Origin of the sequence: Muricoccus pecuniae (genome assembly GCF_014199205.1) — a bacterium.
GTDB classification, from domain to species: Bacteria; Pseudomonadota; Alphaproteobacteria; order Acetobacterales; family Acetobacteraceae; genus Roseomonas; species Roseomonas pecuniae.
The window spans coordinates 81,989-108,951 of record NZ_JACIJD010000014.1 but is presented as its reverse complement, the minus strand read 5'-3'; the positions used below and the strand labels follow the sequence as shown (position 1 = coordinate 108,951).

24 protein-coding genes and 1 tRNA gene are annotated in these 26,963 nt (G+C 71.4%); 3 read left to right on the top strand and 22 right to left on the bottom strand.

Annotation, left to right across the window (positions count from 1 at the left end):
- Positions 1–4: 4 nt before the first annotated feature.
- Positions 5–772, bottom strand: a complete 768-nt coding sequence (locus FHS87_RS15665; RefSeq protein ID WP_184520320.1) for a CoA transferase subunit A — start codon at positions 770–772, stop codon at positions 5–7.
- Positions 773–904: 132 nt separating this feature from the next.
- On the opposite strand from FHS87_RS15665, the gene FHS87_RS15660 reads away from it, so the two are divergent.
- Positions 905–980 (top strand) — tRNA-Ala (locus FHS87_RS15660).
- A gap of 83 nt (positions 981–1,063) precedes the next feature.
- Here the strand turns inward: FHS87_RS15660 and FHS87_RS15655 are convergent.
- The 6 genes from FHS87_RS15655 to FHS87_RS15630 all read right to left on the bottom strand — a co-directional run bounded on the left by FHS87_RS15655 (position 1,064) and on the right by FHS87_RS15630 (position 7,788).
- Positions 1,064–1,429: a hypothetical protein gene (locus tag FHS87_RS15655; RefSeq protein ID WP_184520319.1), complete on the bottom strand. Its 366-nt coding sequence runs from the start codon at positions 1,427–1,429 to the stop codon at positions 1,064–1,066.
- Positions 1,430–1,464: 35 nt separating this feature from the next.
- The gene (locus FHS87_RS15650; RefSeq protein ID WP_312862015.1) at positions 1,465–3,345 is read right to left on the bottom strand and encodes a potassium transporter Kup; all 1,881 of its coding nucleotides are present in this window, start codon (positions 3,343–3,345) and stop codon (positions 1,465–1,467) included.
- 135 nt (positions 3,346–3,480) lie between these two features.
- Positions 3,481–4,275: an amino acid ABC transporter ATP-binding protein gene (locus tag FHS87_RS15645; RefSeq protein WP_184520317.1), complete on the bottom strand. Its 795-nt coding sequence runs from the start codon at positions 4,273–4,275 to the stop codon at positions 3,481–3,483.
- A 19-nt stretch (positions 4,276–4,294) separates the two neighbouring features.
- The gene (locus FHS87_RS15640) at positions 4,295–5,440 is read right to left on the bottom strand and encodes an amino acid ABC transporter permease (protein ID WP_184520316.1); all 1,146 of its coding nucleotides are present in this window, start codon (positions 5,438–5,440) and stop codon (positions 4,295–4,297) included.
- A 13-nt stretch (positions 5,441–5,453) separates the two neighbouring features.
- Complete coding sequence (locus FHS87_RS15635; RefSeq protein WP_184520315.1) at positions 5,454–6,656, bottom strand: amino acid ABC transporter permease; 1,203 nt, start codon at positions 6,654–6,656, stop codon at positions 5,454–5,456.
- Positions 6,657–6,732: 76 nt separating this feature from the next.
- Positions 6,733–7,788, bottom strand: a complete 1,056-nt coding sequence (locus FHS87_RS15630) for an amino acid ABC transporter substrate-binding protein (RefSeq protein ID WP_246418443.1) — start codon at positions 7,786–7,788, stop codon at positions 6,733–6,735.
- Between the two features lie 179 nt (positions 7,789–7,967).
- Here FHS87_RS15630 and lhpI point away from each other — a divergent pair, with 179 nt between their 5' ends.
- A complete protein-coding gene (gene lhpI / locus FHS87_RS15625) occupies positions 7,968–8,963 on the top strand; it encodes a bifunctional Delta(1)-pyrroline-2-carboxylate/Delta(1)-piperideine-2-carboxylate reductase (RefSeq protein WP_184520314.1) in 996 nt (331 codons plus the stop codon).
- A 10-nt stretch (positions 8,964–8,973) separates the two neighbouring features.
- Here the strand turns inward: lhpI and FHS87_RS15620 are convergent, their stop codons facing one another.
- Together FHS87_RS15620 and FHS87_RS15615 are read right to left on the bottom strand one after the other, a co-directional pair.
- Positions 8,974–9,531, bottom strand: coding sequence for a hypothetical protein (locus FHS87_RS15620; RefSeq protein WP_184520313.1), 558 nt, complete (start codon positions 9,529–9,531; stop codon positions 8,974–8,976).
- Positions 9,532–9,568: 37 nt separating this feature from the next.
- On the bottom strand, positions 9,569–11,305 hold the full coding sequence (locus FHS87_RS15615; RefSeq protein ID WP_312862014.1) for a transglycosylase domain-containing protein: 1,737 nt from the start codon (positions 11,303–11,305) through the stop codon (positions 9,569–9,571).
- Between the two features lie 332 nt (positions 11,306–11,637).
- Between FHS87_RS15615 and FHS87_RS15610 the strand changes: the two genes are divergently transcribed.
- Positions 11,638–12,090, top strand: coding sequence for a c-type cytochrome (locus FHS87_RS15610; RefSeq protein WP_184520351.1), 453 nt, complete (start codon positions 11,638–11,640; stop codon positions 12,088–12,090).
- Positions 12,091–12,122: 32 nt separating this feature from the next.
- Here FHS87_RS15610 and FHS87_RS15605 read toward each other — a convergent pair whose 3' ends face one another.
- The 13 genes from FHS87_RS15605 to FHS87_RS15545 all read right to left on the bottom strand — a co-directional run bounded on the left by FHS87_RS15605 (position 12,123) and on the right by FHS87_RS15545 (position 26,957).
- Positions 12,123–12,476 (bottom strand): hypothetical protein, encoded by a 354-nt coding sequence (locus FHS87_RS15605; protein WP_184520312.1) that lies wholly within the window; start codon positions 12,474–12,476, stop codon positions 12,123–12,125.
- Positions 12,473–14,983, bottom strand: a complete 2,511-nt coding sequence (locus FHS87_RS15600; protein WP_246418442.1) for a cbb3-type cytochrome c oxidase subunit I — start codon at positions 14,981–14,983, stop codon at positions 12,473–12,475. Before FHS87_RS15600 ends, FHS87_RS15605 begins: the two co-directional genes overlap by 4 nt.
- On the bottom strand, positions 14,980–15,948 hold the full coding sequence (coxB, locus tag FHS87_RS15595) for a cytochrome c oxidase subunit II (RefSeq protein WP_184520311.1): 969 nt from the start codon (positions 15,946–15,948) through the stop codon (positions 14,980–14,982). The genes FHS87_RS15600 and coxB overlap by 4 nt, the downstream gene beginning before the upstream one ends.
- Positions 15,945–16,667 carry a cytochrome c oxidase assembly protein gene (locus FHS87_RS15590; RefSeq protein ID WP_184520310.1) on the bottom strand — a complete coding sequence of 241 codons (723 nt, stop codon included), beginning with the start codon at positions 16,665–16,667 and terminating at the stop codon, positions 15,945–15,947. Before FHS87_RS15590 ends, coxB begins: the two co-directional genes overlap by 4 nt.
- A gap of 27 nt (positions 16,668–16,694) precedes the next feature.
- Entirely contained in the window at positions 16,695–17,618 is a 924-nt protein-coding gene (locus tag FHS87_RS15585; RefSeq protein WP_184520309.1) for a hypothetical protein, read from the bottom strand.
- The gene (locus FHS87_RS15580) at positions 17,615–18,031 is read right to left on the bottom strand and encodes a c-type cytochrome (RefSeq protein WP_184520307.1); all 417 of its coding nucleotides are present in this window, start codon (positions 18,029–18,031) and stop codon (positions 17,615–17,617) included. Before FHS87_RS15580 ends, FHS87_RS15585 begins: the two co-directional genes overlap by 4 nt.
- Entirely contained in the window at positions 18,028–18,567 is a 540-nt protein-coding gene (locus FHS87_RS15575) for a DUF3341 domain-containing protein (protein WP_184520305.1), read from the bottom strand. Before FHS87_RS15575 ends, FHS87_RS15580 begins: the two co-directional genes overlap by 4 nt.
- Positions 18,564–19,886: an NrfD/PsrC family molybdoenzyme membrane anchor subunit gene (nrfD, locus tag FHS87_RS15570; protein WP_184520303.1), complete on the bottom strand. Its 1,323-nt coding sequence runs from the start codon at positions 19,884–19,886 to the stop codon at positions 18,564–18,566. The genes FHS87_RS15575 and nrfD overlap by 4 nt, the downstream gene beginning before the upstream one ends.
- The gene (locus FHS87_RS15565) at positions 19,883–22,690 is read right to left on the bottom strand and encodes a 4Fe-4S dicluster domain-containing protein (protein WP_184520301.1); all 2,808 of its coding nucleotides are present in this window, start codon (positions 22,688–22,690) and stop codon (positions 19,883–19,885) included. The genes nrfD and FHS87_RS15565 overlap by 4 nt, the downstream gene beginning before the upstream one ends.
- The gene (locus FHS87_RS15560; RefSeq protein ID WP_184520299.1) at positions 22,687–23,358 is read right to left on the bottom strand and encodes a cytochrome c3 family protein; all 672 of its coding nucleotides are present in this window, start codon (positions 23,356–23,358) and stop codon (positions 22,687–22,689) included. Before FHS87_RS15560 ends, FHS87_RS15565 begins: the two co-directional genes overlap by 4 nt.
- A gap of 82 nt (positions 23,359–23,440) precedes the next feature.
- The gene (locus tag FHS87_RS15555; protein ID WP_184520296.1) at positions 23,441–25,051 is read right to left on the bottom strand and encodes an ABC transporter substrate-binding protein; all 1,611 of its coding nucleotides are present in this window, start codon (positions 25,049–25,051) and stop codon (positions 23,441–23,443) included.
- Positions 25,052–25,101: 50 nt separating this feature from the next.
- Positions 25,102–26,007: an ABC transporter permease gene (locus FHS87_RS15550; RefSeq protein WP_184520294.1), complete on the bottom strand. Its 906-nt coding sequence runs from the start codon at positions 26,005–26,007 to the stop codon at positions 25,102–25,104.
- A complete protein-coding gene (locus FHS87_RS15545; protein ID WP_184520291.1) occupies positions 26,004–26,957 on the bottom strand; it encodes an ABC transporter permease in 954 nt (317 codons plus the stop codon). Before FHS87_RS15545 ends, FHS87_RS15550 begins: the two co-directional genes overlap by 4 nt.
- Positions 26,958–26,963 lie beyond the last annotated feature (6 nt).

Below are 26,963 nucleotides of genomic sequence, written 5' to 3'. Positions count from 1 at the left end.
CTCCTCAGCGAGTCGGAAGGGGATCGGTGCCGGCGGCGGCCCCGGCAGTTGCGGCATTGGCGGGCTCGGAGCGCTTGCGCGTGGTGCGCTGCTCGATCCGCTTCTGCGTGCCGGGCGGCACGAGGATCATGCGCTTCACATAGATGCCGGGAGTGTGGATGTGATCGGGGTCCAGCTCGCCCTGCCCGACCATTTCCTCGACCTCGACGACGGTCACGCGGGCGGCGGTCGCCATCATCGGATTGAAGTTCCGCGCGGTCTTCCGATAGACGAGGTTGCCTTCCGGATCAGCCTTCCAGGCGTGGATGATGGCGAGGTCCGCCATGATGCCCCGCTCCATCACATAGGTCACGCCGTCGAATTCCTGCGTCGGCTTGCCCTCGGCGACGGCGGTGCCCACGCCCGTGCGGGTGAAGAAGGCCGGAATGCCGGCGCCGCCCGCGCGGATGCGCTCGGCCAGCGTGCCCTGCGGGTTGAACTCGATCTCCAACTCTCCGGCGAGGTACTGGCGGGCGAACTCCGCGTTCTCGCCGACATAGGAGGCGATCATCTTCCGGATCTGCCGCGTCTGCAGCAGCAGCCCAAGCCCCGCATCGTCCACGCCCGCATTGTTGGAAACGCAGGTCAGTCCCTTCACGCCGCTGTCGCGAATCGCCTCGATCAGCAGGCCAGGAACACCGCACAGGCCGAAGCCGCCGGAATGGATGAGCATGCCGTCGCGCAGCAGCCCGTCCAGCGCTGCCTTCGCATCCGGGTAGAGTTTCCTGCTCATTCCGTGGCGTCCTCCAGTACTCTCGATGCGGGGAGGCTAGCCGCCCCTCGCCAGGGCATAAAGAGGCGAGAAACCTCGGAAAGGGGGATTGCCCTCCCTCATGGGCAGGGCTATATCGCGGCACCGCCTTGGGGGGCCATAGCTCAGTTGGGAGAGCGCTTGAATGGCATTCAAGAGGTCGTCGGTTCGATTCCGATTGGCTCCACCAGTTTAGCGGGATGATGCGGGGCGCTCGGCAACGGGCGCCCCGCTCTCTTTTGGGCCGCTGCCCTTATTAGCAGGGCCAGTCCCTCAACCGACGCCGACGATGCGCCAGGCGAACTCCTGCCCATCCGGCTCAGCGATCGTGACATTCTCGCCCGGGCGGCACGGTGCGCCGCTGCGGATCACGGCCTGGATCGGCGCGTCGATCGGGCTGTCGTCGCGGCGGAAGAAGCGCAGGGCCCAGCCCATGTCGGGGTCATAGACCACGTCGCCATCCATGAGCCCCTGCCCCGGCCAGAAGCGGCGCGCGACCCAGGTGGCCGGATCGTTCTGCCAAGCGGCCGGGTCCGGAAAGCCCTGGGAGGTCAGCGTCAGCTGCACCTCATAACGGTGCTGGGGGCTGCCCTCCGGCAGGCCGGTCCCGCCGCTCGGCGACAAGACGACGAGCGGCATGCACACCTCCTCAAATGGTTGCCGCAGCGGACCGCCTAGATGGCGACCCGCACCCCCAGCTCGACCACGCGGTCGCTGGGGATACGGAAAAACTCGGTCGCTGGAACCGAGTTGCGCGACATGATGCCGAAGAGCCACTGTTGCCAGCGCGCCATCTTCGGAATCGCCGAGGCCACCACGGTTTCCCGTCCGAGGAAGTAGGAGGCCTGCATCGGCTCGTAGTCGACACCGAGCTCCCGCAAGCCCTCGAGCTCGCGCGGAATGTTCGGGCTCTCCTGGAAGCCGTAGCAGAGGGACACCCGGTGGATGCCGGGCGCCAGCTCCTCGACGCGGCGCCTGTCCGTCACCTGCGGCACGTCCTCGTTGTTGACGGTAACGAAGAGCACGCGCTCATGCAGCACCTTGTTGTGCTTCAGGTTGTGCAGGAGCGCATTGGGGACGTAGTCGGCCTGGCTCGTCATGAACACCGCGATGCCGGGGACGCGCGTGGTGCGCGACTGCGGCAGACGGGCGAGGAAGGACTTCAGGGGCAAACTGTCCTGGCGGAAGCGGCTGAACAGCAGGTCCCGGCCGCGACGCCAGGTGAGCATCATGGCGAAGATCGCACCGCCCAGCAGCAGCGGCACCCACCCCCCATCCGGGATCTTCAGGACGTTGGAGAGAAAGAAGGCGAGGTCGAGCAGGAAGAGCGGCAGGAAGACCGCGATCACCAGGGGCAGCGACCAGCCGAAGCGCCGCCGGAAGACGAGGCCGGCGAGCATCGAGGTCGCGATGAAGGTGCCGGTCACGGCCAGGCCGTAGGCCGCCGCGAGGCTGTCGGAGTTCCGGAAGGACACGACGAGAATGATGACGCCCAGGAGGAGGGCGAAGTTCACCTGGGGCATGTAGATCTGCCCCTCCTCCGTCTCGCTCGTGTGGCGCACCACGAGGCGGGGCATGAAGCCGAGCTGCACGCACTGCCGCGCGATGGAATAGGCGCCCGAGATCATCGCCTGGCTGGCGATGATGGTCGCGGCCGTCGCCAGGATCACCAGCGGCAGCCGCAGCCACTCGGGCGCGAGAAGGTAGAAGGGGTTCTCCAGGGCCGCACGGTCGGAAAGCAGCAGCGCGCCCTGGCCGAGATAGTTGAGGGCGAGGGAGGGCAGCACGAAGCCGAGCCAGGCGAGCTGGATCGGCCGCCGGCCGAAATGGCCCATATCGGCGTAGAGCGCCTCGGCGCCCGTCACGGCCAGGACGACGGAGCCGAGGGCGATGAAGGCCGCCAAGTGGTAGGCCAGCACGAAACGGACGGCGTAGTGCGGGGAGATGGCTGCCAGCACCTCGGGCTCACGCACCACCTCGATCAGCCCCAGCAGCCCGATCACGCCGAACCACACCACGGTGATGGGGCCGAAGATCGCCCCCATGCTGCCCGTGCCGCGGTACTGGAAGAGGAACAGGGCGAGCAGCACCGCGACGGAGAGCGGGACGACAGCCCCCTCGAAGGCGGGCGAGATGACCTTCAGCCCCTCCATCGCCGAGAGAACGGAGATGGCCGGCGTGATGACCCCGTCCCCGAAGAACAGGGCGGCGCCCGCGATCCCGACCACGGCGATGGTCCACCGCCCCCGCTCCGTCACCGCCGCCCGCTGCGCCAGGGCCATGAGGGCGAGGATGCCGCCCTCCCCCTTGTTGTCGGCGCGCGTGACGAGCCAGACATACTTCACGGTCACGACGATGATGAGCGACCAGATGATGAGGCTGAGGATGCCCAGAATCTCCCAGCGCTCCAGCCCGTCGGAGGAGAAATGGAGCAGGGCTGCCCGCATTGAGTAGAGCGGGCTGGTACCGATATCCCCGTAGACGATGCCCAATACGGCCAGGAGGACGGCCGCATTGACCGGCTGCCGTTCGCCCTGAGAGGCCCCTGATGTCACGTCCGTCGTCCGCACTTGTTGGTCGGCGGCGGCATATGACCGTCACCCCAGGGGCTGCAACCCCCGCCCCCGGCTCCTGGTTTCAGCCCCGGCATGCGTTTGCTGGCGGAACGAGGCGGCGGACGGGCCCGATGCTCAGTGCCCCCGCAGGATCTGGGACAGGAAGGTCTTCAGGCGCTCGGTCGAAGGATTGCTGAACAGCTGCTCCGGGGCGCCCTGCTCCACCACCTCGCCCCGGTCCATGAAGACCACCCGGTCGGCTACCTGGCGAGCGAAGCCCATCTCATGGGTCACGCAGATCATGGTCATGCCGTCCTCGGCGAGCCCGACCATGGTGTCGAGCACCTCCTTGATCATCTCGGGGTCGAGCGCCGAGGTCGGCTCGTCGAAGAGCATGATCTTCGGCTTCATGCAGAGGGCGCGGGCGATGGCCACGCGCTGCTGCTGGCCGCCCGAGAGCTGCCCCGGGTATTTCAGCGCCTGGTCCGGGATCTTCACCCGCGTGAGATAGTGCATGGCCAGCTCCTCCGCCTCCCGCTTCGGCATGCGGCGGACCCAGATCGGGGCGAGGGTGCAGTTCTCCAGGATGGTGAGGTGCGGGAAGAGGTTGAAGGACTGGAACACCATCCCGACCTCGCGGCGGATGGCGTCGAGTGCGCGCACGTCGTCGGCCAGCTCGTGGCCGTCCACCACGATCCGCCCTTCCTGGTGCTGCTCGAGTCGGTTGATGCAGCGGATCATGGTCGACTTGCCCGAGCCCGACGGCCCGCAGACCACCACCCGCTCCCCCGTGGCGACCTGCAGCGAGACGTCCCGCAGCACGTGCATCGAGCCGTACCACTTGTTCACCCTGTCCAGCAGGATGGCCGGGGGCGCATCGGTCCGGATGGAAGAGGCGATATGGGTATCCGTGTCGAGGGCAGCGCTCATGGCGTGATCCTTTCCGGGCTCAGCGAACGCGGTGGCGGTTCAGCTCCGCCTCCAGGTTCTGGCTGTAGCGGGACATGGCGAAGCAGTAGACGAAGTAGATGACCGAGATCGCGATGTAGACCTCGACGCCGAAGCCCTGCCAGGCGGGCTCCACCACGGCGGTCTTGCCGGCGGTCAGGAGGTCGAAGATGCCAATGATGAGCACCAGCGACGTGTCCTTGAAGAAGCCGATGAAGGTGTTCACCAAGGGCGGGATCACCAGCCGCAGCGCCTGGGGCAGGATGATGAAGCCGGTCTTCTGCCAGTAGGAGAGGCCGAGCGCCTCCGCCGCCTCGTACTGGCCCTTCGGAAGGGCCTGCAATCCGCCGCGCACCACCTCCGCCAGATAGGCTCCGGCGAAGAGGATGACGGCGACCTGGGCGCGCAGCAGCTTGTCGATGTTGATCCCCTCCGGAAGGAAGAGGGGGAACATCACGCTCGCCATGAAGAGAAGCGAGATCAGCGGCACGCCGCGGATCAGCTCCACATAGGCGATGCAGAGCACACGGATCGCTGGCATGGACGAGCGCCGGCCGAGCGCCACCAGGATGGCCAGCGGGAAGGCGAAGGCGAGGCCGAAGGTGGCGAGGATGAGGGTGATCGGCAGCCCGCCCCAGCGCTCCTGTGGCACGTAAGAGAGGCCGAAGACGCCGCCCCACATCAGGATGCCGATCGCGACCAGCGTGACGGCCCAGACTACCGCCAGCTCCCACCGCCAGAACCGGCGCATGGCGGAGACGACGTAGAGCGCGGTGAACAGCACGCAGACGACTGCCGGCCGCCAGTGCTCCTCATAAGGATAGGTGCCGAAGAGGATGAAGCGGTGCTTCTCCGTGATCACCGCCCAGCAGGCCCCGGGATTGGGCGAGGTCTTCAGCGCGCGGCAGGCGGCCGTCTGGTTGTTCGGCACGGACCAGATCGCGTTGACAAAGGCCCAGTCCACGAAGCTGATGGCGTAGCGCACGATGAAATAGGCCAGCACGAGCGTCATCGCCGTGTTCAGCCAGGAGGAGAAGAGATTCGCCCGGAGCCAGGCGGCCGGCCCAGTGGTCAGCGCGGGCGGCTGCCGCGGCGCCGCTGCTTCCGGCACGCCGGCCACCGAGGTGTTGAGGGGAATGTCGCTCATGTCAGGGCCTCCCTCACCGCTCGACCAGCGCGATGCGCGAATTGTACCAGTTCATGAAAAGGCTGATGGAAAGGGAGATGGTCAGGTAGACCAGCATGATGATCGCGATGCCCTCGATCGCCTGACCAGTCTGGTTCAGTGTGGTGTTGGCAATGCTGACGATGTCCTGGTAGCCGATGGCGACGGCGAGGGAGGAGTTCTTCGTCAGGTTCAGGTACTGGCTCGTCATCGGCGGCACGATCACGCGCAGCGCCTGGGGCAGTACGACCTGCCGCAGCACCGTGCCGGGCCGCAGGCCCAGCGCCTGCGCCGCCTCCCACTGCCCCTGGGACACGGCCAGGATGCCGGCGCGCACGATCTCGGCGATGAAGCCGGCGGTGTAGGTCGTCAGCCCGATCAGCAGGGCGAAGTATTCCGGGCTGATCGTCATGCCGCCCTGGAAGTTGAAGCCGCGCAGCGCGGGCCACTCAACCCCGGTGGGCGCGCCGCCCAGCCACCACGCGACGACCGGCAGCCCGATAAGGAAGCCGAGCGCGGCCGGCCAGATCGGGCGCGGCTGGCCATCCTGCATCCGCCGGCGCCGCATTGTCCTCGCATAGAACCAGGTCGCGAAGCAGCCGGCGACGAAGGCCAGCAGCGCCCAGCTATGCCCGGCCTCCCAATCGAGGAAGGGAAGACGCAGCCCGCGATTGGAGAGGAACACGCCGGCGACGGGGTTGAGCGCCTGCCGCGGCGCGGGAAGGCCCTGAAGAATCGTGTACCAGAAGAGCAACTGCAGCAGCAGCGGGACGTCGCGGATCACCTCGACATAGACGGCCGAGACCTTGGCGAGCAGCCAGTTCTTCGACAGTCGGGCGATGCCGATTACCGTGCCGAGGACCGTGGCCAGCACGATCCCGATCACTGCGACCTTCAGCGTGTTCAGCACGCCGACCGTGAGGGCGCGCAGGTAGGTGCTGGCGGGGGTGTACTCGATCAGGTGCTCGCCGATCGGCAGGCCGGCTTCGCGCTGGAGGAAGCCGAAGCCTGTCGCGATCCGCCGGACCTCCAGGTTGTGCTGCGTGTTGCGGACCAGCCACCAGACGATGCCGACCACGGCGCCCACGATCAGGACCTGCCAGACGATCGCGCGGATGCGCTCATCCGCCCAGGACAGGCGAAGCTGGCGCTTGGGCGGTGTGCGAAGGTGCCTCGGGTCGGCGGCGGATTGCGACATCCGGTGGAGCCCTCGTGTGTTCTTGTTCTTCAACGAGTCCACGGGGGCCCGGGAAGGGCCCCCGCGGGGCAGGGTATCAACGGAACGGCATCGCGTATTGCTGGCCGCCCGGCGTGGTCCAGAGGGCGTTCGGCCCGCGCTGGATGCCGATCGGCTGCAGGTGGCGGGCGAAGATCTCGCCGTAGTTGCCGGTCGCCCGGAGGACGTTCACGACCCACTCGTTCGGCACGCCGAGCATCTGGCCGAGGCCGCCGTTCTTGCCCAGCATGCGCTGGACTTCCGGCCGGGCGTCGTTGGCGGCCATCTGCGCCACGTTAGCCTGGGTGATGCCCAGCTCCTCGGCCGCGACGAGCGCGAAATGCGTCCAGCGGAGAAGGTCGGCGAAGCGCTGGTCGCCGTGGCGGACCAGCGGGCCGAGCGGCTCCTTCGAGATCACGTCCGGAAGGATCGTGTGCTCGGCGGGGGTGGGCTGGCTGGAGCGGGTGGCGGCGAGGCCGGAAACGTCGGTCGTGTAGGCGTCGCAGCGGCCGGCGGCGTAGGCGCTGACCAGTTCCTCGAGACGCTCGATCACCACGGGGGTGAAGCGGACGTTGTTGGCGCGGGCCCAGTCCGTCAGGTTCTGCTCGGTCGTCGTGCCGGGCTGGACGCAGATGGTGGCGCCCTCCAGCTCCTTGGCGGTCTTCACGCCGGTCGAGGTCTTCACCATGAAGCCCTGGCCGTCATAGAAGTTCACGCCCGTGAAATCGAGGCCGAGCGAGGTGTCGCGCGAGAGCGTCCAGGTCGTGTTGCGGGCCAGGAGGTCGATCTCGCCGGACTGCAGCGCCGTGAAGCGGCTCTGCGCCGTCGTCGGCACGTAGCGCACCTTGTTGGCGTCGTTGAAGATCGCCGCCGCGATGGCGCGGCAGTACTCCACGTCGAATCCGCGCCACACGCCCTGGCTGTCGGGCTGGGCGAAGCCGGCGAGGCCGGTGTTCACGCCGCAGACGAGGGTGCCGCGAGCCTTGATCGCGTCCAGGATCGAGGCGCCGCCGGCGGCCGGAGCCTGGGCCGCCGCGGGCAGCACGCCGAGGGCCGTCATCGCGACGGCGCCGATCGTGCCGAGCATTGCAAGCCGCAAGGGCTGCTTCTTCATCAAGGTCTCCCTGAGTCTCATTGGGACGGCCCAGGCGTCATGCTGCGCCAGGGTTGTGCCTGGATCAACGCGGGATTGCGCGGACCGCAGGGCACGCCCTTAGCCTTCCTCCGCGGGAACGGCAAATCAGCCCTCGGAGGGTTTCCGCCGCCGGGGCTTGGCGGCACGATGAGGAGGCGATGCGTCACGCCGGCATACGCTGCAAGCCGCGTGCCGAACTGCGTGACCGGGAGGCTGAACTGCTCCATCTCGACCATTCCGCGGTAAGCTCATCCCTTACCTGGGCATCCCTGGTTGATGCGCTAGCAGCCATGTTCCGCGATGGTTGCGAAGCGCCGCTTCGCCACGCCCATGGCTGGGCAGAAGGAGAGGAGCGCAACACCCTTCTCCTCATGCCGGCCTGGCAGGCCGGCCGCTACACCGGCGTGAAGATCGTGCATGTCGCCCCCGGGCATGTCCCCGCCGTCCACGCCGCCTATCTGCTCTCCGACGCCGTCACCGGCGTTCCGCTCGCGCTTCTCGACGGAGGCGCGCTGACGGACCGGCGCACGGCAGCGGCCAGCCTTCTCGCGGCCCGCCACCTCGCGCGACCGGACAGCCGCCGGTTGATGCTGCTGGGCAGCGGCAAGGTGGCCCACGCCCTGGCCGAAGCTTATCGCGCTGCCTTCCCGATCGAGGAGATTGCTGTCTGGTCCCGGGATCCGCGCAATGTGGAACGTTTGGCCTCACGCCTCCGGGCGGAGGGGCATCCGGCCATGGCCGTCGATGATCCCGACCCCGGGGAGGCAGACATCGTCTCGGCAGCCACCCTCTCCCGCACGCCGCTGCTGCGCGCGGGATCGGTGCGGCCGGGAACCCATGTCGACCTTGTCGGGGCCTTCCGGCCCGACATGCGCGAATCCGCCGGCGACCTGCTCGCGGCCGCCACCTTGGTGGTGGACACGCGCGCGGGAGCGCTGGCCGAGGCCGGCGACATCGTCCAGGCGGTCGCGGAAGGTGCGATCGGGCCCGAGCACGTGGCGGCGGATCTCGCGGATCTCTGCCGCGGAACTCATCCCGGTCGCCGGAACGCCGCGGAGATCACGGTGTTCAAATCCGTGGGATGGGCCGGGGAGGACCTGGCCGCGGCCATCCTCGCCTATGAGGACGCGGTGTCCGGCGCGGCGCGGGAATGACCGGGCACGCCTAGGTCGGCAGGGTGATGGCTGTCCCTTCCCCTTCCGGCTCGACCACGGCGCCCAGCGACTCCAGGGCCTCCCGAGCGGTGGAAGGCACGGGCCAGGGCAGGTGGAGCCGCGCCCCGTCCAGCCGGAGCGGCGCGCGCGTTCCGCCCGCGATCTCGGCGCCGCCAGAGACGGCGAGGATGAGCGCCCCCTCCAGGGCCGGCGAGCGTCGCTCCACCACGGCGCTGCCCTGGACCTGCAGCTCGAGCGGCCCGCCCGCCGCGAGCGAGAGCAACGGCAGCAACTCCTGGAGAAGCTTGCCGGCGGGCGCGGGGCGGGAGCCCTCGTCCCGGCCGAGGGCAAGGAAGCCGCGGGCGAGATTGTCGTAGTCCTGCGCCGCCTCACGGGCGCGGGCCACCTGCCGGCGAACGATCTCTCCCTCCGGCAGGCGGGGCAGCGCGGAGTCGAGATTCGCGGTGAGGACCATCGAGAGATTGTTCACCGCGTGGCGCACCGGCCGCATCAGCAGCGCCATGGCCTGCTCCGCCGCGGCCTTCCCCGGATTCTGCTCGCCCGCCATCAGCGCGCCGCTCCGGCGTGGTGGGGTCGGCTCGGGATCATCGGGGCAGTCCTTCCAGTATCTCGTGGAATAGCCGGGCCGGCAGCGTGCCGCCACGAACGTCCTCCATGGGCGTCGCGTCGTCATTGCCGAGCCAGATGCCTATAACAGTTCCACCTGAAAAACCGATGAACCAGGCGTCGCGAAAATCCTGGGTCGTGCCGGTCTTGCCCGCTGCGGGACGCCCCGGCACGGCGGCGGCACGGCCCGAGCCGCGGGAGACGACGGCCTCCATCATCCGGCGGATCGCCTGGGCGTCGCCCGCCGCCAGGACCCGGCTCGGCGCCACATTGCCGGGCGGCAGCACCCGCCGGTCCGCCCGGGCGGCGGCGATTCCATGGGGCACGACCCGCATCCCGCCATTGGCGATGGCCGCGTAGGCGGCGGTCAGCTCCAACAGGCTCGCCTCGCCGGTGCCGAGGGCGATGGTCGCGTCGTTCGGGAAGGGCCCGGCCAGGCCAAGGCGGCGCGCGACGGCGGCGGCCTCCCGCGCCCCGCCGGCTCGGGCGAGCACGCGCACGGCGGCGGTATTCACGCTGTGGGCCAGCGCCTCCTCCAGGGGCAGATCGCCGCGGGGACGCCAGTTCCCGTTCCCGGGCGACCAGCGGCCCAGGGTGATCGGGGCGTCGGACACCGTCGATTCCGGGTGCAGGCCGTGCTCCAGCGCGGCGAGGTAGACGAAGGGCTTGAAGACCGAGCCGGGCTGGCGCCGGGCCGAGACGGCGCGGTTGAAGGAACTGCGCCGGTAGTCCCGCCCTCCCGCCATGGCCCGCACGGCGCCCGTGGCGGCGTCCATCACGATCACGGCCCCCTGCCCGACATCGGCCGCGGCGCCGGGACCGGCCAGCAGGGCCTCCAGCCTCGCCTCCACCATCGCCTGCACGCGCAGGTCCATGGTGGTGCGGAGGGTGAGGTCGGCGGAGCCGGGGAAGCGGGCGGCGAGGTCGTCGTTCACCCAATCCGCGAACCAGCCGGAGTCGCGCGAGGGGCGCGGGGGAAAGGCGATTCGCTCGGCCTCGGCCGCGGCCTGGGCCTCGGTGATGGCGCCGGTCGCGGCCATGGCGCGCAGCACCTCCGCCCCGCGCTGCGCCGCCGCCTGCGGGTTGGCGCGCGGGTTCAGGCGGGAGGGCGCCCGCGGCAGCCCCACCAGCACGGCCGACTGCCAGAGGGCCAGCCGCCGCGCCGGCACGCCGAAATAGAGCCGCGCCGCCGCGTCCACCCCGTAGGCGCCGCCCCCGAGATAGACGCGGTTGAGATAGATCTCGAGCAGCTGGTCCTTGGTGAAGCGGCTCTCCAGCCAGAGCGCCAGCATCGCCTCCTGCACCTTGCGACGCAGCGACCGCTCAGGCGTGAGGAACAGGTTCTTGGCGAGCTGCTGGGTCAGGGTGGAGCCGCCCTGGGCCACCCGGCCGCTGGTGAGGTTCACCCAGGCGGCGCGCATCAGCCCGATGGGGTCGAGGCCGAAATGCTGGCGAAAACGGCGGTCCTCGATGGCCAGCAAGGCGGTCGGCAGATGGACCGGCAGGTCGCGCAGGCGGAGCGTGTCGCCGTAGAGGTCGCCGCTCGTGGAGAGAAGGCGGCCGTCCGCGGCCTCAAGGGTAACGGAGGGGCGCCGCGTGGTCTCCAGCGCCTCTTCCGGCCGCGGCAGGTCCCAGGCGAAGACGAGGAGGAGCGCGCCCAGGGCCAGCCCGCCCCAGACCGTTCCCATGAGCGCCCAGGCAGCGATCCGCCGCACCAGCCGCCGCCGTGCCTGGACAACCGGGGAAGGCCCGCCCGAAGGGCGCTGGAAGCGGAACCGGAACCCGGCACCCGAGGGGCGCGGCGGCAGATCGGGTGCGGTCCTGGCGATCGGGGCCCTCGGCATGTCGGTGAAGGTGTAGCACGGCTCCGCGCATCCCGCATTCCTGCGGCACGGTGCCTTCCTGTCGACGTTTCGGCTCTCCACCCGCCGCGGCCGGCTGATGGGCAGGTGCCCGATCCGAACGTCCTGAACCCGGCCCGGGGCCTCTGAGCGGAAACCCGCCCGGGCGGCCCCGCGTTCGCCGGGCGGTGCAGCCCGTGGAGGCCATGATCCGCGCCTCCCTTCTCCTCCTTCCCGTCCTGTTCGCGGCCTGCGACGGCGAGCCGCCCGCGCATCTCCGCGTGGCCGGCGGGGATCCGGCGCGCGGCCGCGCGGTGGCGCTGGAATACGGCTGCGGCGCCTGCCACGTCATTCCCGGCGTGCGCGGCGCCGTCTCCTGGGCCGGGCCGCCGCTGACGGAATGGGCGCGGCGCGGCTACCTCGCCGGGCATCTGCCGAACTCCCCGGAGAACCTGATCGCCTGGCTGCGCGACCCCCAGGCGATCGCGCCCGGCAGCGCCATGCCGAATCTCGGGCTGAGCGAGGCGGAGGCGCGCGACACGGCCGCCTATCTCTTCACCCTCGGCGCGGGCCGCGTGCCGCAGGTGCCGGCCGGGCTTCCGCTGGGGCCGAAGGAGGCCGGCCCGCGCGAGGAGCCGCGCATCCGCCCGCGGGCCTGACCGGCCCTGGGCCCGGTGGCCTCGCCAGGAGTTCAGTAACAGGCCGGCAGCACCAGGGCCGGCGTCGCCTGGAACAGGATGGCGAAGCCCGCCACGACGCAGGCCGCCGCCCCGAACCACAGCGTGAAGCGCGGCTCCGCCTCCCCCCCGTCCGTCACCGCTCCCCCCGGCCGCGCGAGCAGGATGAGCACGGCCAGGACGACGAGGGCGAGAAGCGTCGCGCCGACCACGAGCGCAGGCACCCAGGGCAGGCCGAGAAGCTCCCTCCCCGCCATGTCCCGCTCGCAGGCATGGGCGTGGACGGCGTAGATGGCGCCGAAATGCGCGCCCCAGACAGCCAGCCCCGCCGCCGGCCAGATCACGGCGCGGGTGGCGGAGGCGCTCACAGCAGCCGGGGGAAGCCGTGCAGCAGCACGATCCCCGCCGCCCCCTGTCCGGCCGTGTAGAGCCAGAAGAGCATCGTGTTGTCGAAGGTCAGCCGCCGCGTGCCGTCGATCATCCCCGCCCAGGAGCGCGCCTGGGAGTAGAGCGCCATGATGGCGGAGACGGCGATGTTCACGCCCTGCCAAGCGACCAGCCCGTAGGTGATCGCGGCGTGCGCGTGCTGCGAGGGGCGCAGGCCCGATCCCCAGACGGCCGAGAGATCGGTGGCATAGCCGGCGAGCAGCAGCATCAGGGCCAGCGGCATCGCCCAGGCGGGCAGCGCATTGCGCCGGCGCAGGAGGGCGCCCGCCAGCAGCATCGTCGCGGCTGCGGCGGCGTAGAGAAGGAGGGCCAGGGCGCCTCGCTCCAGCAACGGGCTGCCCAACCCCGCTGGCGGCCACATGCCGTCCCCGTTCACCAGCCAGAGGAAGAGGTAGCTGCCGATCAGGCAGGCGTAGCAGGAGCCCATCACCAGCATAAGCGCGGTCATTGCCCACCACGAGGTGGCCATGGGCCCCGTGACATAGGTCGGCAGCACGATGCCGCCGCCGATGCTGCCCCTCCCCTCCCCGATCGGCCCGAGATCGGTGCCCGTCCAGAGCCAGCGGAGGAAGGCGGCCAGCGCAAGGGCGGCGAAGGCGGCGGCGGGCACCAGCCACTCCACCGTGAGCACGAGGAAGAAGCCAGCCGTGCCGACGGCGGCGACGAGATGCGCCCAGCTCGGCCCGGGCAGGACGGCGACGTATTGCGGGGTGCCCTCGGCGGGGCTGACCACGAGTCCCTCGCGCAACCCGGTGATCGTGCCGGGAAGGTAGTGGCCGCCCGCCTCCACCTCCTCGGCGAGCTTCGGGTGGCGCCAGAGGGGATAGCGGCCGTCCACGGCGGGGATGCTGCGCGGGCCGTAATTCATGTTCGGCAGCCATTCGAGCGTGCCGGCATCCCAGTGATTCCCGCCGCCGCCCTGTGGGCGGAAGCTCCGGCCGATGTCGAAGAGAAGCAGCACGCCCCCGGCCAGCGCGACGATCGCGCCCGCCGTGGAGAGCATGTTCGGGATCTCCAGCCCCATGCCGGCGGGATAGGTGTAGATGCGCCGTGGCATGCCGAGGAAGCCGGAGACGTGCATGGGGAAGAAGGTGAGGTTCACGCCGAGGAAGAGCAGCCAGAACACCCATTTCCCCAGCCGCTCCGAGAGCGGCGTGCCGATGGCGGGCGCCCAGTAGTAGAGCGCCGCGAGCACGGGAAAGACCATCCCGCCGATCAGCACGTAGTGCAGGTGGGCGACGATGAAGTAGGTGTCGTGCGCCTGCCAGTCGAAGGGCGTGACCGAAACCATCACGCCGGTCAGCCCGCCGAGGCTGAAGATGAAGAGGAAGCCGATGATGAAGAGGGTCGGCGTCGCGATCCGCACCTTCTTCCCGGAAGCGAAGGTCGCGATCCAGGCGAAGACCTGCAGCCCGGAGGGGATCGAGACGGCGAAGCCCGCCGAAGCGAAGAAGGCGAGGCTCAGCCCCGGAATGCCCGTGGCGTACATGTGGTGGACCCACAGGCCGAAGGAGAGAAAGGCCGTCCCCACCAGCGCGAGCACCACCAGCGAGTGCCCGATGAGCGGCGCCCTCGCCATGGCCGGCACGATCATCGAGACCATGCCGGCGGCCGGCAGGAAGATGATGTAGACCTCCGGATGCCCGAAGAACCAGAACAGGTGCTGCCAGAGCATCGGGTCGCCGCCGCGCTCGGGGATGAAGAAGGGCCAGTCGAAGGCGCGCTCCAGCTCCAGCAGCGTCGATGCGACGATCACGGCGGGGAAGGCGAAGATCACCATCCCGGCGAAGACGAGCATCGCCCAGGCAAAGACCGGCATCCGCCCGAGCGTCATCCCCGGCGCGCGGCAGCGCAGGATGCCCGTGATCAGCTCGATCGCGCCGGCGATGGCGGAGATCTCGATGAAGCCGATGCCCAGCAGGTACATGTCCGTGTTCACGCCGGGCGAGTGCGCCTTGCCCGTCAGCGGCGGGTACATGAACCAGCCCCCGTCGGGCGCCGCGCCGAAGAAGAGCGAGAGGAAGAAGGCGCTGCCGCCGATCAGGTAGATCCAGTAGGCATAGGCGCCGAGGCGCGGCGTCGGCATCTCCCGCGCGCCGAGCATGGCGGGCAGCAGCGCGATGCCCACCGCCTCCACCACCGGCACGGCGAAGAGGAACATCATGATCGTGCCGTGGGTGGTGAAGACCTGGTTGTAGGTGTTCGGCTCCAGGATGGTGAGGCCGGGCACGGCGAGCTGGAGGCGGATCAGCACGCCCAGCAGCCCGGCCAGCAGAAGGAACATCAGCGAGGTCGCGAGGAAGAGCGGGCCGATGAGGTTGTTGTTGATCTCCGTGATCACCGCGATGCCGCGCGGGAAGGCCCAGGCCTTCTCCAGCCGGCCGAGTTCCTCGGGCGGGCGCGGCAGGGGATTCGGCAGCTCGCTCAACGCAGCGATCCCAGCCAGGTGGCGAGGGCGAGAAGGTCGGAGCCCTCCAGGGAGCGGGCATAGGCGGGCATGGCGTTGCCGGGCTTGATGTCCTGCGGCGCCGCGATCCAGCCGGCGAGGTTGCCATGGGTGTTCGGAATGGCGCCCGCGGCGAGGGTGGCGCGCGAGCCCACCCGCGAGAGGTCCGGCGCGATGCGCGCCGACCAAGGCGTGCCGCGAACGGCGTGGCAGGCGCCGCAGCCGGCCTCCCCGAACACCTGCATGCCGCGGCGCTCCTCCGGGGTTCGCGGCTCGGGCACGGGCGCCCGCTGGCGAGCGATCCAGGCCTCGAACTCAGCGGGCTCCTGCACCACGACATCGAAGGCCATCAAGGCGTGCTGGGCGCCGCAGAACTCCGTGCACTGGCCGCGCAGGGTGCCAGTGCGGTCCGCGCGCAGGCGCTGCCGGTTCACCCGCCCGGGGATCATGTCCATCTTCCCGTGCAGGTTCGGCACCCAGACGCTGTGGATCACGTCGCCCGATGTCAGGTTCAGCTCCACTTCCCGCCCGGCGGGCAGGTGCAGCGCATTGGCCGTCACAGCGCCCTCGCCGAGATCGGGGTAGCGCATCTCCCACCAGTACTGCCGGCCGATGATCTCGATCCGGAGCGGCGCCTCGGAGAGCGGCCGCGTCAGTGCGCGGGAGACGCCGAGGGAGTAGACGAGCAGCGCCGTCAGCACCGTGACCGGAAAGGCGATGCCGGCGCCGATGAGGAAGCCGTGCGAGCCCATCGCCCGCCGCAGCCCCGCGGGCGCGAGGATGGCGAGCGCGAGGAAGCCCATGGTGACGAGGAACAACGCCCCTCCACCCCAGAACAGCACATGGGAGAGCGTCGCGATATGCCCGGCCTGGACGCCCCAGGGGTCCAGCGGCGTCTGCGCGCCCGAGCATCCGGCCAGGGCGAGGAGCGGGAGGAGCCGCCTCACGCCTTCAGCCGGTCCGGCGCGGCCCGCAGCGTGCGCGACAGCGCGAACAGCGCGAGGGCCGCGAAGGCGATTCCGCCGGGCACCCACATCAGCAGCCCGCCGAGCTGCTGGTCCTCCAGCGGCGTCAGCCCCCAGGGGAGCGTCGTCAGCGCGTGCGGGGCGAAGAGCGGCCGCGGCGCGAAGGTGAGGAAGGCGCCGAGCGCGCCCATCTGCGCGGCCGTCGCGAGGCCCGAGAGCAGGGCGGCGTCGGCCCTCGCCGCCCGCAACGCGCCCCACCAGAAAAGGAGGGAAGCCAGGAGAAGGGAGGCGTGCATCGCCCACCAGGCCGTGTCGGAGACGAAGGTCAGGGCATAGGGCGCCGGGAGATGCCAGAACCAGAGCACGGCGGCGAAGGCGACGGCCGAGAGCGCCAGCCCCTGCGGTCCGGCCGCGCGGGCGGGAAGCGCCGCGGCGATCAGCGGCGCCGCCACGAGCATCACCACCATGTGCTGCCCCACCCGCGCCGAGAAGAGCGCGACCGCGAGCCCGCAGAGCGGCGACACCAGCGCGAGGGCCAGCACCGCCCAGCCTGCGAGCAGGGCACGGCGATCCGTCGCCGCCCGCCAGCCACAGGCCAGTCCGGCGAGCAGGAGGGCGATCAGCAGGGGGTCTGCATTCCAGGCAAGCTCGCCCGGAAGCGGTGGCAGGCCGCAGAACGGGACGGCATCGCTCCGACTCATCTCGCCTCCTCCCGGATTCATGGACGTTTATACAGGACGCGCTTCCCTGCGCCCTGCCAACCGGCCGGCCAGAACGAGCACAAGAGCCATGGCCGCGATCACAATCGCGTCCAGAAGAGGGCTGGTCCCGCCCCGGGTGCCTCCCGGAGCCAGAGCAACGTCCGGTCGCACCGACCAGAGCACGATCGCGCCGTGCTGCACCACGAGCAGGGCGCAGGCGGCCCTCATCCGCCAGGGCCGCCACTGCGGCAGCACCGAGAGCGCGATCGCGCCGAGCAGCGCGGGAAGGGCCAGCCCGGTCTTCAGCCAGAACCACGCCCCCTCGCTCCGCCGGAGGTACCAGGCGGCCTCGGCCGGCAGGTCGGCCGCCCAGACCGTGAGGAAGGCGACGAAGAGAAACCACAGCACGGCGATGCCGAGGGTCAGCAAGGCGCGCTCCAGCCCGGTCCGGGCCTCGGCGTCCTGCGGCGGCCCGTGCGCGAGCACGGCGAGGGCGAGGGAGGCCGCCGCCCCGCCGGCCAGCATCCCGATGCCGTTCAGGCTGCCGGCCCAGCGCAGGTCGCGCGACAGGGCCCAGTCCTCGAATCCGATCGCGGCCGAGAGGGCGATCAGCAGCAGGGAGAGGCCCGCTCTCCAGCGCGTGCGGGACGGGCGCGGGAGAAGGCGGCCCAGCACCGCCCAGAGGGACAGGATCGCCGCCCCCGCCGCCAGCACCGCAAGACCCCGGGGCTGACCGGCCCAGGGATAGAGATCGCCGGCCATGAGGACGAGCGGCAGCGCGAGGGGGATCAGCACCGGCATCGCCCGCGCCGCGGCCGAGAGGGGGGACAGGAGCGGCTCCACCCACCGCTCGCGCAGGAGGATGCCGCTGGCTAGCACCGCGAGCGCTCCCGCCCCCAGGCTGGCGGCCAGGATGAAGGCGAGCAACCAGGCCTCGGCGAGGCCCGTCACGGCGTTCCGCGCATCAGCGCCTCCACGTGCCGCGCGACCGCCCAGCGCTGCCGGGGATCGAGCCGGTCCGAGAGCGGATGGGCCCCCAGGTGGTTCCCGGCGATCGCGGCCATGCTGCGCGCGGGGTCCGCGGGCAGGGGCGCGAGGGGGGGATGCCCGCGGGAGACCACGACCCCGTCCCCCAGGCCGCGCGGCCCGTGGCAGGGCGTGCAGAAGATGGCGTAGCGGTCCGCGCCCTCGGTCAGCAGGGCGGCACCGACCGGCGGGCCCGGCGCGGCCAGGGCCCGCGACCGCGCGGCGGCACCCCTCGGCACGGCCCCTTCCGGCGGCGGCGCGGGCGGGGGTGGCTTCGGGCTCTCCGGCCAGGCGTCGCAGGCGGCGAGGAGGAGCAGGAGGGGGAGCAGCCGCGTCATGCGCCCCGCACCTCCGAGACGCGAAGGGGGGAAAGCCCCGCCAGGAAACGCGCCGCGGCCTCGGCGTCGTAGAGCGGGTCCTCGGCGGAGAGGAAGAGGAAGAACCGGTCCCTCCCCGCGCGCTCGAAGCCGCGGGCGAAGAAGGCGGGGTGGTTCAGCCGGGGCAGGCCGTTGAGCGCCAGCATCCCGACCAGCGCCGCGGCGCAGGCCCAGAGGATGGCCACGAGATAGGTGGTGGGCATGAAGGCCGGCCAGGCGTTCAGCGGCCGGCCTCCCACATTCACGGGATAGAGGTGCACGGAGACGTACCACGCCGTCCCCGCCGCGAGCGCGGCACCGACCGCGCCCGCCGCCAGGGCGATGAGGCCGACCGGCGCGGCGCTGACGCCGAGCGCCTCGGCGGCCTCCGGCACGGGATAGGGGGAGTAGGCCTCCAGCCGCGTCCAGCCCGCGGCCCGCGCGCGGCGGACCGCCTTCGTCATGGGCTCGGCCTCGGTGAACTCGGCCATCAGGCCGAAGGGGGGCGGCTGGCTCACCTTTCCTCCTTCTCCGCCTCGGCCTCGCTCTCCTCGTGGCGCGTCTCGAACATGGACACGGCGGGAACGAGACGGCCGAAGACCAGGAGGGTCAGGGCGAAGAGCGAGACGGTGCCGCCCAGCAGCCCCCATTCGGCGGCGCTGGGCGAGTAGCCGCGGCTGAGATCGGGCAGGTGGTCCCGCAGCAGCCCGTCCACCACGATCGACCAGCGGTCCAGCCACACCCCCGCCGCCGCGAGCACGCCGACGGGCACGACGACGGCGGCCCGCCGGCGCAGCCCCTTGCTCCACAGGATCTGGGGCAGGACGGCGGAGAGCAGCACGGCGCCCCAGTAGGCGGATGCCCCCTCGCCCAGCACGCGGGCCGCGAGGGCGGCGCGGGTGGTCGGGTCCTCCTCCAGGAAGCCGACCAGCAGCTCGTGCGCGTAGGCCAGCCCCGCCGCCAGACCCGCGCAGGCGACCAGCTGTCCGAGGAGATCCATGTCGGCATCGTCCACGAAGCGCTCGAGCGAGAGCGCGACACGCAGCACCGCCGCGAGGGCGAGCACCACGCCGAGGCCCGAGGGGAGGCCGGTGACGACCACATGCAGCGGCAGCCTCGCCTGGTGCCAGGCGGGAACGACGGTGGTGGCGAATTCGAGCGCGACGACCGTCTGCGCCCAGAGCAGCAGCGGCAGCACCATGGCCGCGACGAGCCGGTAGGCCGCCTGGTGCCGATGCCAGTGCGCGACCGAGCCGCGCCAGCCGAGCGCGGCCAGCCCGTAGCCGCGCGCCAGCCCCGTCCGCCCAGCCGCAGCCGCGCGGTCCCGCATGGTCGCGAGATCCGGGATCAGCCCGATGTACCAGAAGAGGGAGGTGACGATGACATGCGACATGATCCCCCAGAAATCCCAGACCAGCGGGCTGCCGAATTGCGGCCAGAGGCCGGTGTAGGAGGGGTAGGGAAGCGTCCAGAGGAACAGCCAGGGGCGGCCAAGGTGCAGGATGGGATAGAGGGCGGCGGCGAGGATGGCGGCCAGCGCCGCGGCCTCGGCGAAGCGGTTCACCGCCGTGCGCAGCCCGTGCCGCCGCAGGACGAGGATGGCCGCGAAGAGGCTCGCCGCATTGGCGATGCCGATCCACCAGGCATAGGCGATGAGGTCGAAGCCCCAGACATGGGGAATGTTGTTGCCCCAGACCCCGACGCCGCGCACCAGCACCGCGGCGACCGAGACGGCCAGGGCGACGATCCCCGCGGCACAGAGCAGGACGGCGAGGCGGAAGGACCACCGGCCCGGCCGCAGCGCCGCCTCGGCGACGGGGGCGGTGACGTCGCTCATGCCTCGCCCTCCCCCGCGACGCGGGCGAGGTAGGTGGTGCGCGGCCGCGTGCCGAGATCGCCGAGAAGGGCGTAGTGCCGCCCATCCCCCCGCGCGCGGGAAACGGCGCTGGCGGGATCGTTGAGGTCGCCGAAGGTGATGGCGCGGGTGGGGCAGGCGCGCTGGCAGGCGGTCTCCACCTCGCCGTCTCGCAGGGCCCGCCCCTCGGCGGCGGCCCCCTCGCGGGCGGACTGGATGCGGTGGACGCAGTAGGTGCATTTCTCCATCACGCCGCGCGGTCGCAGCGCCACCTCCGGGTTGCGCGCGGGGGTGTCCAGGCTGCGGCGGTGGTCGGCCCAGTTGAAGCGCCGCACCTTGTAGGGGCAGTTGTTGGAGCAGGTCCGCGTGCCGATGCAGCGGGGATAGACCATGAGGTTCAGCCCCTCCTGGTCGTGCAGCGTGGCGTTGACGGGGCAGACGGGCTCGCAGGGCGCCTGCTCGCAATGCATGCAGGGAACGGGCTGGAAGCTGGCGGCCGGGTTCTCGTCGGGGCCGTGGAGGTATCGGTCCACGCGCAGCCAGTGCATCTCCCGCCCTTGACTGACGGCGAGCGGCCCGACCACGGGCACGTTGTTCTCCGCCTGACAGGCGACGGCGCAGGCGTTGCAGCCGATGCAGGCGTCGATGTCGATCGCCATGCCCCAGGCATGGCCCGGATAGGGCCAGTCCCGGTATAGCGAGGCGCCCCGCTCCGGCTGCGGCAGGGCACCGCCCGGCGCGACGCTGCGGATGGCCGCGCCGGGATCGAGGCGATGGTGGGAATCCGTGGTCACGGGCGGCCGGTTCCGCCCGGTCGGGCGCATCAGGAGACCCGGGGCAGCCCAGGCGCCGTCCGCCGGGCGCAGGGCGTAGGCGTCGAACCCCCTCCCCTCGCCCACCGGCCCGCCCGCCCGGCGCCCCCCGCCCAGGGGAAGGGTGACGCAGTCCGGCGCGTGCCCCGCGACGGGCCAGACGGGGGCGAGGAGGCGGCGCCCGCCGAGTTCCAGCTCCACCTCGTCGCCGGGCCGCAGGCCGTGCTGCTCCATGGTGGCGGGGGCGAGGAGCGCGGCGTTGCCCCAGGTGATCCGCGTCAGCGGGCGCGGCATTTCCTGCAGCCAGGCCTCATGCGCCTCCGCGCCGCCGCGCACCCCGGGATCGGGCGCGAAGACGGCGGCGAGGCCGGAGGGTACGGGGAGCGCCGGCCGGTCCCACCCATCCCGGAGCGGCAGGGAGAGAGCGGGAGGCGCCTCGCCGGCCACCCCCTCCTCCAGCGCGGCGGGCCAGCGCGCCTCGAAGGCCTCGTCGCCCCATGCCGCGCGCCACGTTGCCTCGACCGCCGAGCGGGCGGTGACGGGCCTGCCGAGCAGGGCCGAGAGAAGCTCGACCTCGCCTCTCGCCTCATCGGCCAGCAGCGCCGTGACGGGCTGACAAATGGCAGGGGTGCCGTCGAAGGCGCGGGAGTCGCCCCAGCTCTCCAGCGGGTGCGCCTGCGGCACGTGCCATCCGCAGAGCCGGGCGGTCTCATCCCCCCGGAAGCCGAGGTGGAGGGCGAAGGGGGTGCGGCGCAGGGCGGCCTCGAAGCCCAGGGCGGCAGGGGCGTCATAGGCGGGATTGGCGCCGAGGATCAGCAGATGGGTCACCGCGCCCGCCGCCATCTCCGACGAGAGGTCGGCGAGGGATGCCGCCGCGGGCTCGGGCCGGGCCAGCGGGTGCGGCAGCAGCCGCACGGCGCCGCCCAGGCGCGCGTTCATCGCGTGGGCCAGGGCGTGGACCGCAGGATCCTGCCCCCGTCCGGCGATCACCGCGGCCTCCGGCCCCGCGCCGGCGAGCAGCGCCGCGATCCCGGCGGCCTCGGGATGCGTCCCCGCGGCAGCGAGTCCCTCCACCCCCAGTGCCGCCGCGACCGCGCGGGCGAAGGGCTCGGCCTCGGCGGGGTGGAGGGGGACGCGATGGTCCGCCCGGGCACCCGCCAGGCTCGGCACCGTCTCCGCCACGATCAGCCGCGCGCCCTGGCCGGCCTGGCGGGCGGTGATCCAGTCCCTCGCGTGGCGGAGATGGCCGGGCGCCTGCCCCAGGAGGTCGGCCCCGAGGCAGAGCACCACCCGCGCCCGCGCGAGGTCGGGCACCGGCAGCACGGGCCGGCCATAGGCGCGGAGAGCGGCTTCCACGGCCGCATCATCCGCCAGGGGATCGTGCTGGTGCCAGCGCGCCCGGGGAAAGGCGGCCAGCAGCTCGTCCATTACCCGCGCCAGGGTCGGCGAGGAGACGGGGCCGGTCAGGACCCGCAGGCCGAGGCCGCCGCGCGGCAGGAGCTCCGCCCGCATGGTCGCGAGGGCCTCGTCGAGCATCGCGGGCGGCACGGGGCGCCCGTCCCGCCGGATGCGGCGGGACCGCGCGGGATCGTGGAGCGACAGCACCGCCGCCTCCGCGAAGATGTCCGTCGCGCCGAGGCTCGCGGGGTGGTTCGGGTTTCCTTCCACCTTCACCGCATGGCCGTTGCGGGTGCGGACGATCACGCCCCGCGAGAGGCCGTCCAGCTCCAGCACCGTGGCGTAGTCGGCCAGCGCGGCCTCGCCATGCGCCGCGCGGGCCGGCGCGTGCAGCGGGTGTCCGTGCTCCGGCGCCTCGTCGCATCCGGCCAGGGCGGCGAGGGCAATGGAGGCGCCCATCAGCTTCAGCGCCTCCCGCCGCTCGACGGCATCGTGCGGCGCGCCCGCCAGGGCCGCGGGCTGCGGCGGCTCGGGCGCGGGATCGGGGCCGCGCCGGGGTGGGACGGACGCGCTCATCGATGGCAGGTGGAGCAGCGGGTGAGCGGGGAGACCTCCACGCCGTAATGCTCGTAGCGCAGGGCCTGCAGGCCGTGCGGGCGGAGGGCGTGCGGCTCCCCGGTGGGGAGGTAGTCCCGCGCCATCACGGCCGAGGCCGGCCGCTGACGCGCGGATGGGTCGCGATGGCAGTCCAGGCAGAAGCCCATGGAGAGGTTCTCCGCCCGCACCGTGCGCGGCATCTCCTCCACGGCCCCGTGGCAGGTCGAGCAGGCCACGCCGGCCTGGGTGTGGGCGACATGGCTGAGCCGCGCGTGATCGGGCAGGCGGCTGACGGAGGACCACCCGACGGGAGCGCCGCGCGCGATGGCCGCCCTCAGCGGCGCGAACTGGGCCGTCACGTTCCAGACGCGCTCGTGGCAGCCGAGGCAGGTCTCGGCGCTCGGCATCCCCGCATCGGCCGTCCGCTCCACCCCCGCATGGCAGAAGCGGCAATCGAGCCCGAGGCCGCCCGCATGCACGGCGTGGCTGAAGGGAATCGGCTGGGCCGCGGGCTCGCCGACCGCCCAGGCCGCGCCGGCGCGCACCCAGGCGAAGCCGGAGGCGCCGACGAGCAGAACGAGCCCGGCCCCGGCGAGCAGGCCCAGGCGCAGCCGCCGGTCGGCCCGCGGTGAGAATAACTGCGCCATCCCGCTCCCTGCGCTGGTCCGACCGGCAACGCCGGGGAGGCAGGATGGTTGGATGCGGGGCCGGAGCCCCGCATCATCGGGCTCAGGCCAGGGTGGTCAGGTCCTGGAACCAGTGCTGAGCCTGGGTGTAGCCGCGCACGTTGCGGCCGAGCACGTGCGGGTTGGTGTCGTGCACCACGAAGACGAGCAGTGCCTGGTCCACCACGCGCTCATGCACCCGTGCCATCAGCCGGTCCTGCTCGGCCGGATCGAAGGACTGCATGGCGCCGTCGATCAGCCGGTCCGTCTCCGCGTCCTTGTAGTGGGACCAGTTCACGCCCGTGGGCGCCACCTGGCCTGAGTGGAAGAAGCGGACGAGGGCGTAGAGCGGGTCGGAGGTGACATAGGCCACGTTGTTGGCGGTGATGCCGCGCATGGATTCATGCGCCGCGCCGTTTCGCCAGGCGGTGTAGAGCACCTCCAGCTCCACCGGCTGGAACTCCACCTCGATCCCGACCTCCTTCCAGGCCTGCTGGATGTACTCGTTCATCGGCATGGACAGCATCTGGCCGGAGCCGCCGGTCGCGATGATGAACTTCGCCTTCACCGGGTTGCGCGGCGAGAAGCCGGCCGCCTGCACCAGCTTGCGCGCCTCGTCCGGCGCGTAGCGGAGCTTGAAGGAGGGATTGCCGAACCAGGGGGATGCGGGATCCACCACCCCCGCCGCCGGCTTCGCCAGCCCGCCCAGGAGCTGCACGATCTCGTCGCGATTGATGGCGAGGTTGGCGGCCTGCCGCAGCCGCAGGTCCCGCCAGGGCGAGCCCTCCAGCATGGAGAGGTGGTAGTTCCAGACATGGGGGGTGACGTTCTCCACCACCCGGTTCCCGCCCGCCTTGAGCTGCCCCACCATGTCCAGCGCCGGCGTCTCGATCAGGTCCACCTGCCCGCTCAGCAGCGCGTTGCTGCGCGTGACGGCATCGGGCGCGCAGACCAGCACCACGCGGTCCACCTTCGCCATCCGCGCCGGGTTCCAGTAGGCGGTGTTCCTCACCAGCTCCGCCCGCTCCCGCGGGACGAGGCGCGCGAGGCGGAAGGGGCCAGTGCCCGAGGGCTCGGCGGCGAAGCGGTCCCAGGAGCGGCCGAGCTTCTCGTACTGCGCCGGGGACGAGACGAGGAACCAGAGGAGCTGGTAGGGGAAGAGGCTGTCCACCGCCTTGGTGGTCAGCTCCACCGTCATCGCGTCGAGCTTCTTCCACGCGGCGAGAGAGGGCAGGCGCGGACGGACCTGGGCGGCCTGGCGCTGGTCGAAATGCGGCGCCTGCGCGTTCATCACCTTCTCGAAATTCCAGATGACGGCGTCGGCATCGAAGGCCGAGCCGTCGTGGAACTTCACGCCCTCGCGCAGCTTCAGCACCCAGCGCCTGCGGTCCGCCGGATCGGCTTCCCAGGAGGTGGCGAGGCCGGGGACGAGCTTCCCGGGCCGGTCCGCCACGTCCATCTCCCAGGCCACCAGCGGGTCGTAGATCGTGTAGCCGGTGAACTGGTAGGCGCCCGCGCCCCGGTCCGGCTGGCCGGCGGTGAGGGGAATGTCGGCCATGGAGATGCCGTAGCGCAGGACGCGCTCCCCCTGGGCGGCGGCGCCGGGGATCATGAGGCCGGACGGCAGGGTGGCGAGGCCGGTGGCGCCCAGCAGGGCGCGACGCGACAGGGTCATGAGGGACTCCGGGTTGGTCCCGAAGCCCCAAGCAACCGACGTGCCGGGACCTAGCCCCGCACGTCCATGGCCGAGCGCAGGCCGTCGCTCACCATGTTGAAGCACATGCTCGTCAGGAAAATGCAGACACCCGGCAGCATGGCGATCACGGGCTGGGTGTAGATCGCGGTGCGCAGCGTGTTCAGCATCAGCCCCCATTCCGGCTCCGGCGGCTTGGTGCCGAGGCCGAGGAAGGAAAGGCCCGAGGCGAGGATCATCGAGACGCTGATGAGGCTCGTCGAATAGACGAAGATCGGGCCGAGCACGTTGGGGAGAACATGCACCCGCACGATGGTCATCGCGCCCGCGCCACTGGCCCGCGCGGATTCCACGTAGTCGAGGTTGCGGACGGAGGTGGTGGTGCTCTCCGATACCCGGATGATCTGGGGGATGAAGACGAGGGTCAGCGACAGCATCGCGTTGGAGATTCCCGGCCCCAGCGCGCCGGAGATGGCGACCGCCAGCAGCACGGAGGGAAAGGCGTAGAACACGTCGGTCGTCCGCATGATCAGCATGTTCACCCAGCCGCCCGCGAAGCCCGCGATCACGCCGAGCGTGCCGCCGATGGCGAAGGCAATCAGCACCGGGGTGATACCGAGGAACCAGGAGAGGCGCCCGCCATAGAGGAGGCGGGTGAGCATGTCCCGCCCGAGCTCGTCGGTGCCGAGGGGATAGCGCCCGTCCTGGAACCAGACGGGCCGCAGGCGGCGGATCATGCTCGTCTGATAGGGATCGTGCGGCGCGATCAGCGGCGCGAAGATGATGGCCAGCGCCATCAGCAGCAGCACGAAGCCGAAGAAGAGCGTGACGGGATCGCGGGAGAGGCGCCGCGCCACCCCCTGCCAGTACCCGTTGCTGCGGGCCGGCGCCGGCTGGGGCACCGCGATGGCGGCCGTCGTGGCGGTAGTCGTGCTCATGCGCGGCGGATCCGTGGGTCGAGCGCGGTCTGGACGAGGTCCACCGCGAGGTTGAGCACGACGAAGAAGATGGCGAGCACGAGGATCGTGCCCTGCAATACAGGCAGGTCCCGCTGGAAGATGGCGCTGTTCAGCAGGAAGCCGGTACCCGGCCAGGAGAAGACCGTCTCCACCAGGATCGAGCCGCCCATGAGGTAGCCGAGCTGCAGCCCCATCACCGCCAGCACCGAGGGCGCCGCGTTCTTCACCACGTGCAGCGCGATGCCGCCCCGGCGCAGCCCCTTGCCGCGCAGGGTGGTCACGAAGTCCTGGTTCAGCAGCTCCATCACCACGCCGCGCACCGTGCGGGTGACGATGCCCATCGGGATGACCGACAGGGTCAGGGCAGGCAGGACGAGGAACCTCACATGCTCCCAGTCCCACCTCCAGTCGCCCGAGCCGCCGGGCCCCGCGCCCATGGCGGGCAGCCAGTTTAGCGTCACGCTGAACAGCACCACCAGCACCATGCCGAGCCAGTAGTGCGGGATGGAGACGCCCGCGGCCGCCAGCCCGACCGCCGCCTTGTCGATCACACTGCCGCGGAAGACGGCCGCGACCGTGCCGAGGATCGTGCCCATGACGAAGCCGATCGCCGCCGCGACGAGCGCGAGGGTGAGGGTATTGCCCACCGCCGAGACCAGATCGGCCGTCACCGGGCGCCCCGTGGCCAGCGACCGGCCGAGATCCCCCTGCACCACCCGGCTGATCCAGAGCCCGAACTGGATGGGCAACGGCTTGTCCAGCCCGTAGTCGCGGCGAACCTGCTCCACCACTTCCTGCGGGGCATCAGCGGGAACGATGGCGTTGATGGGGTCGCCCGGCGCGATCTGCACCAGCATGAAGCAGACGAGCCCGACGGCGAGGGCGATGGGAACGGCGTAGAGGATGCGCCGGACGAGGTAGAGGAGCATGGGATT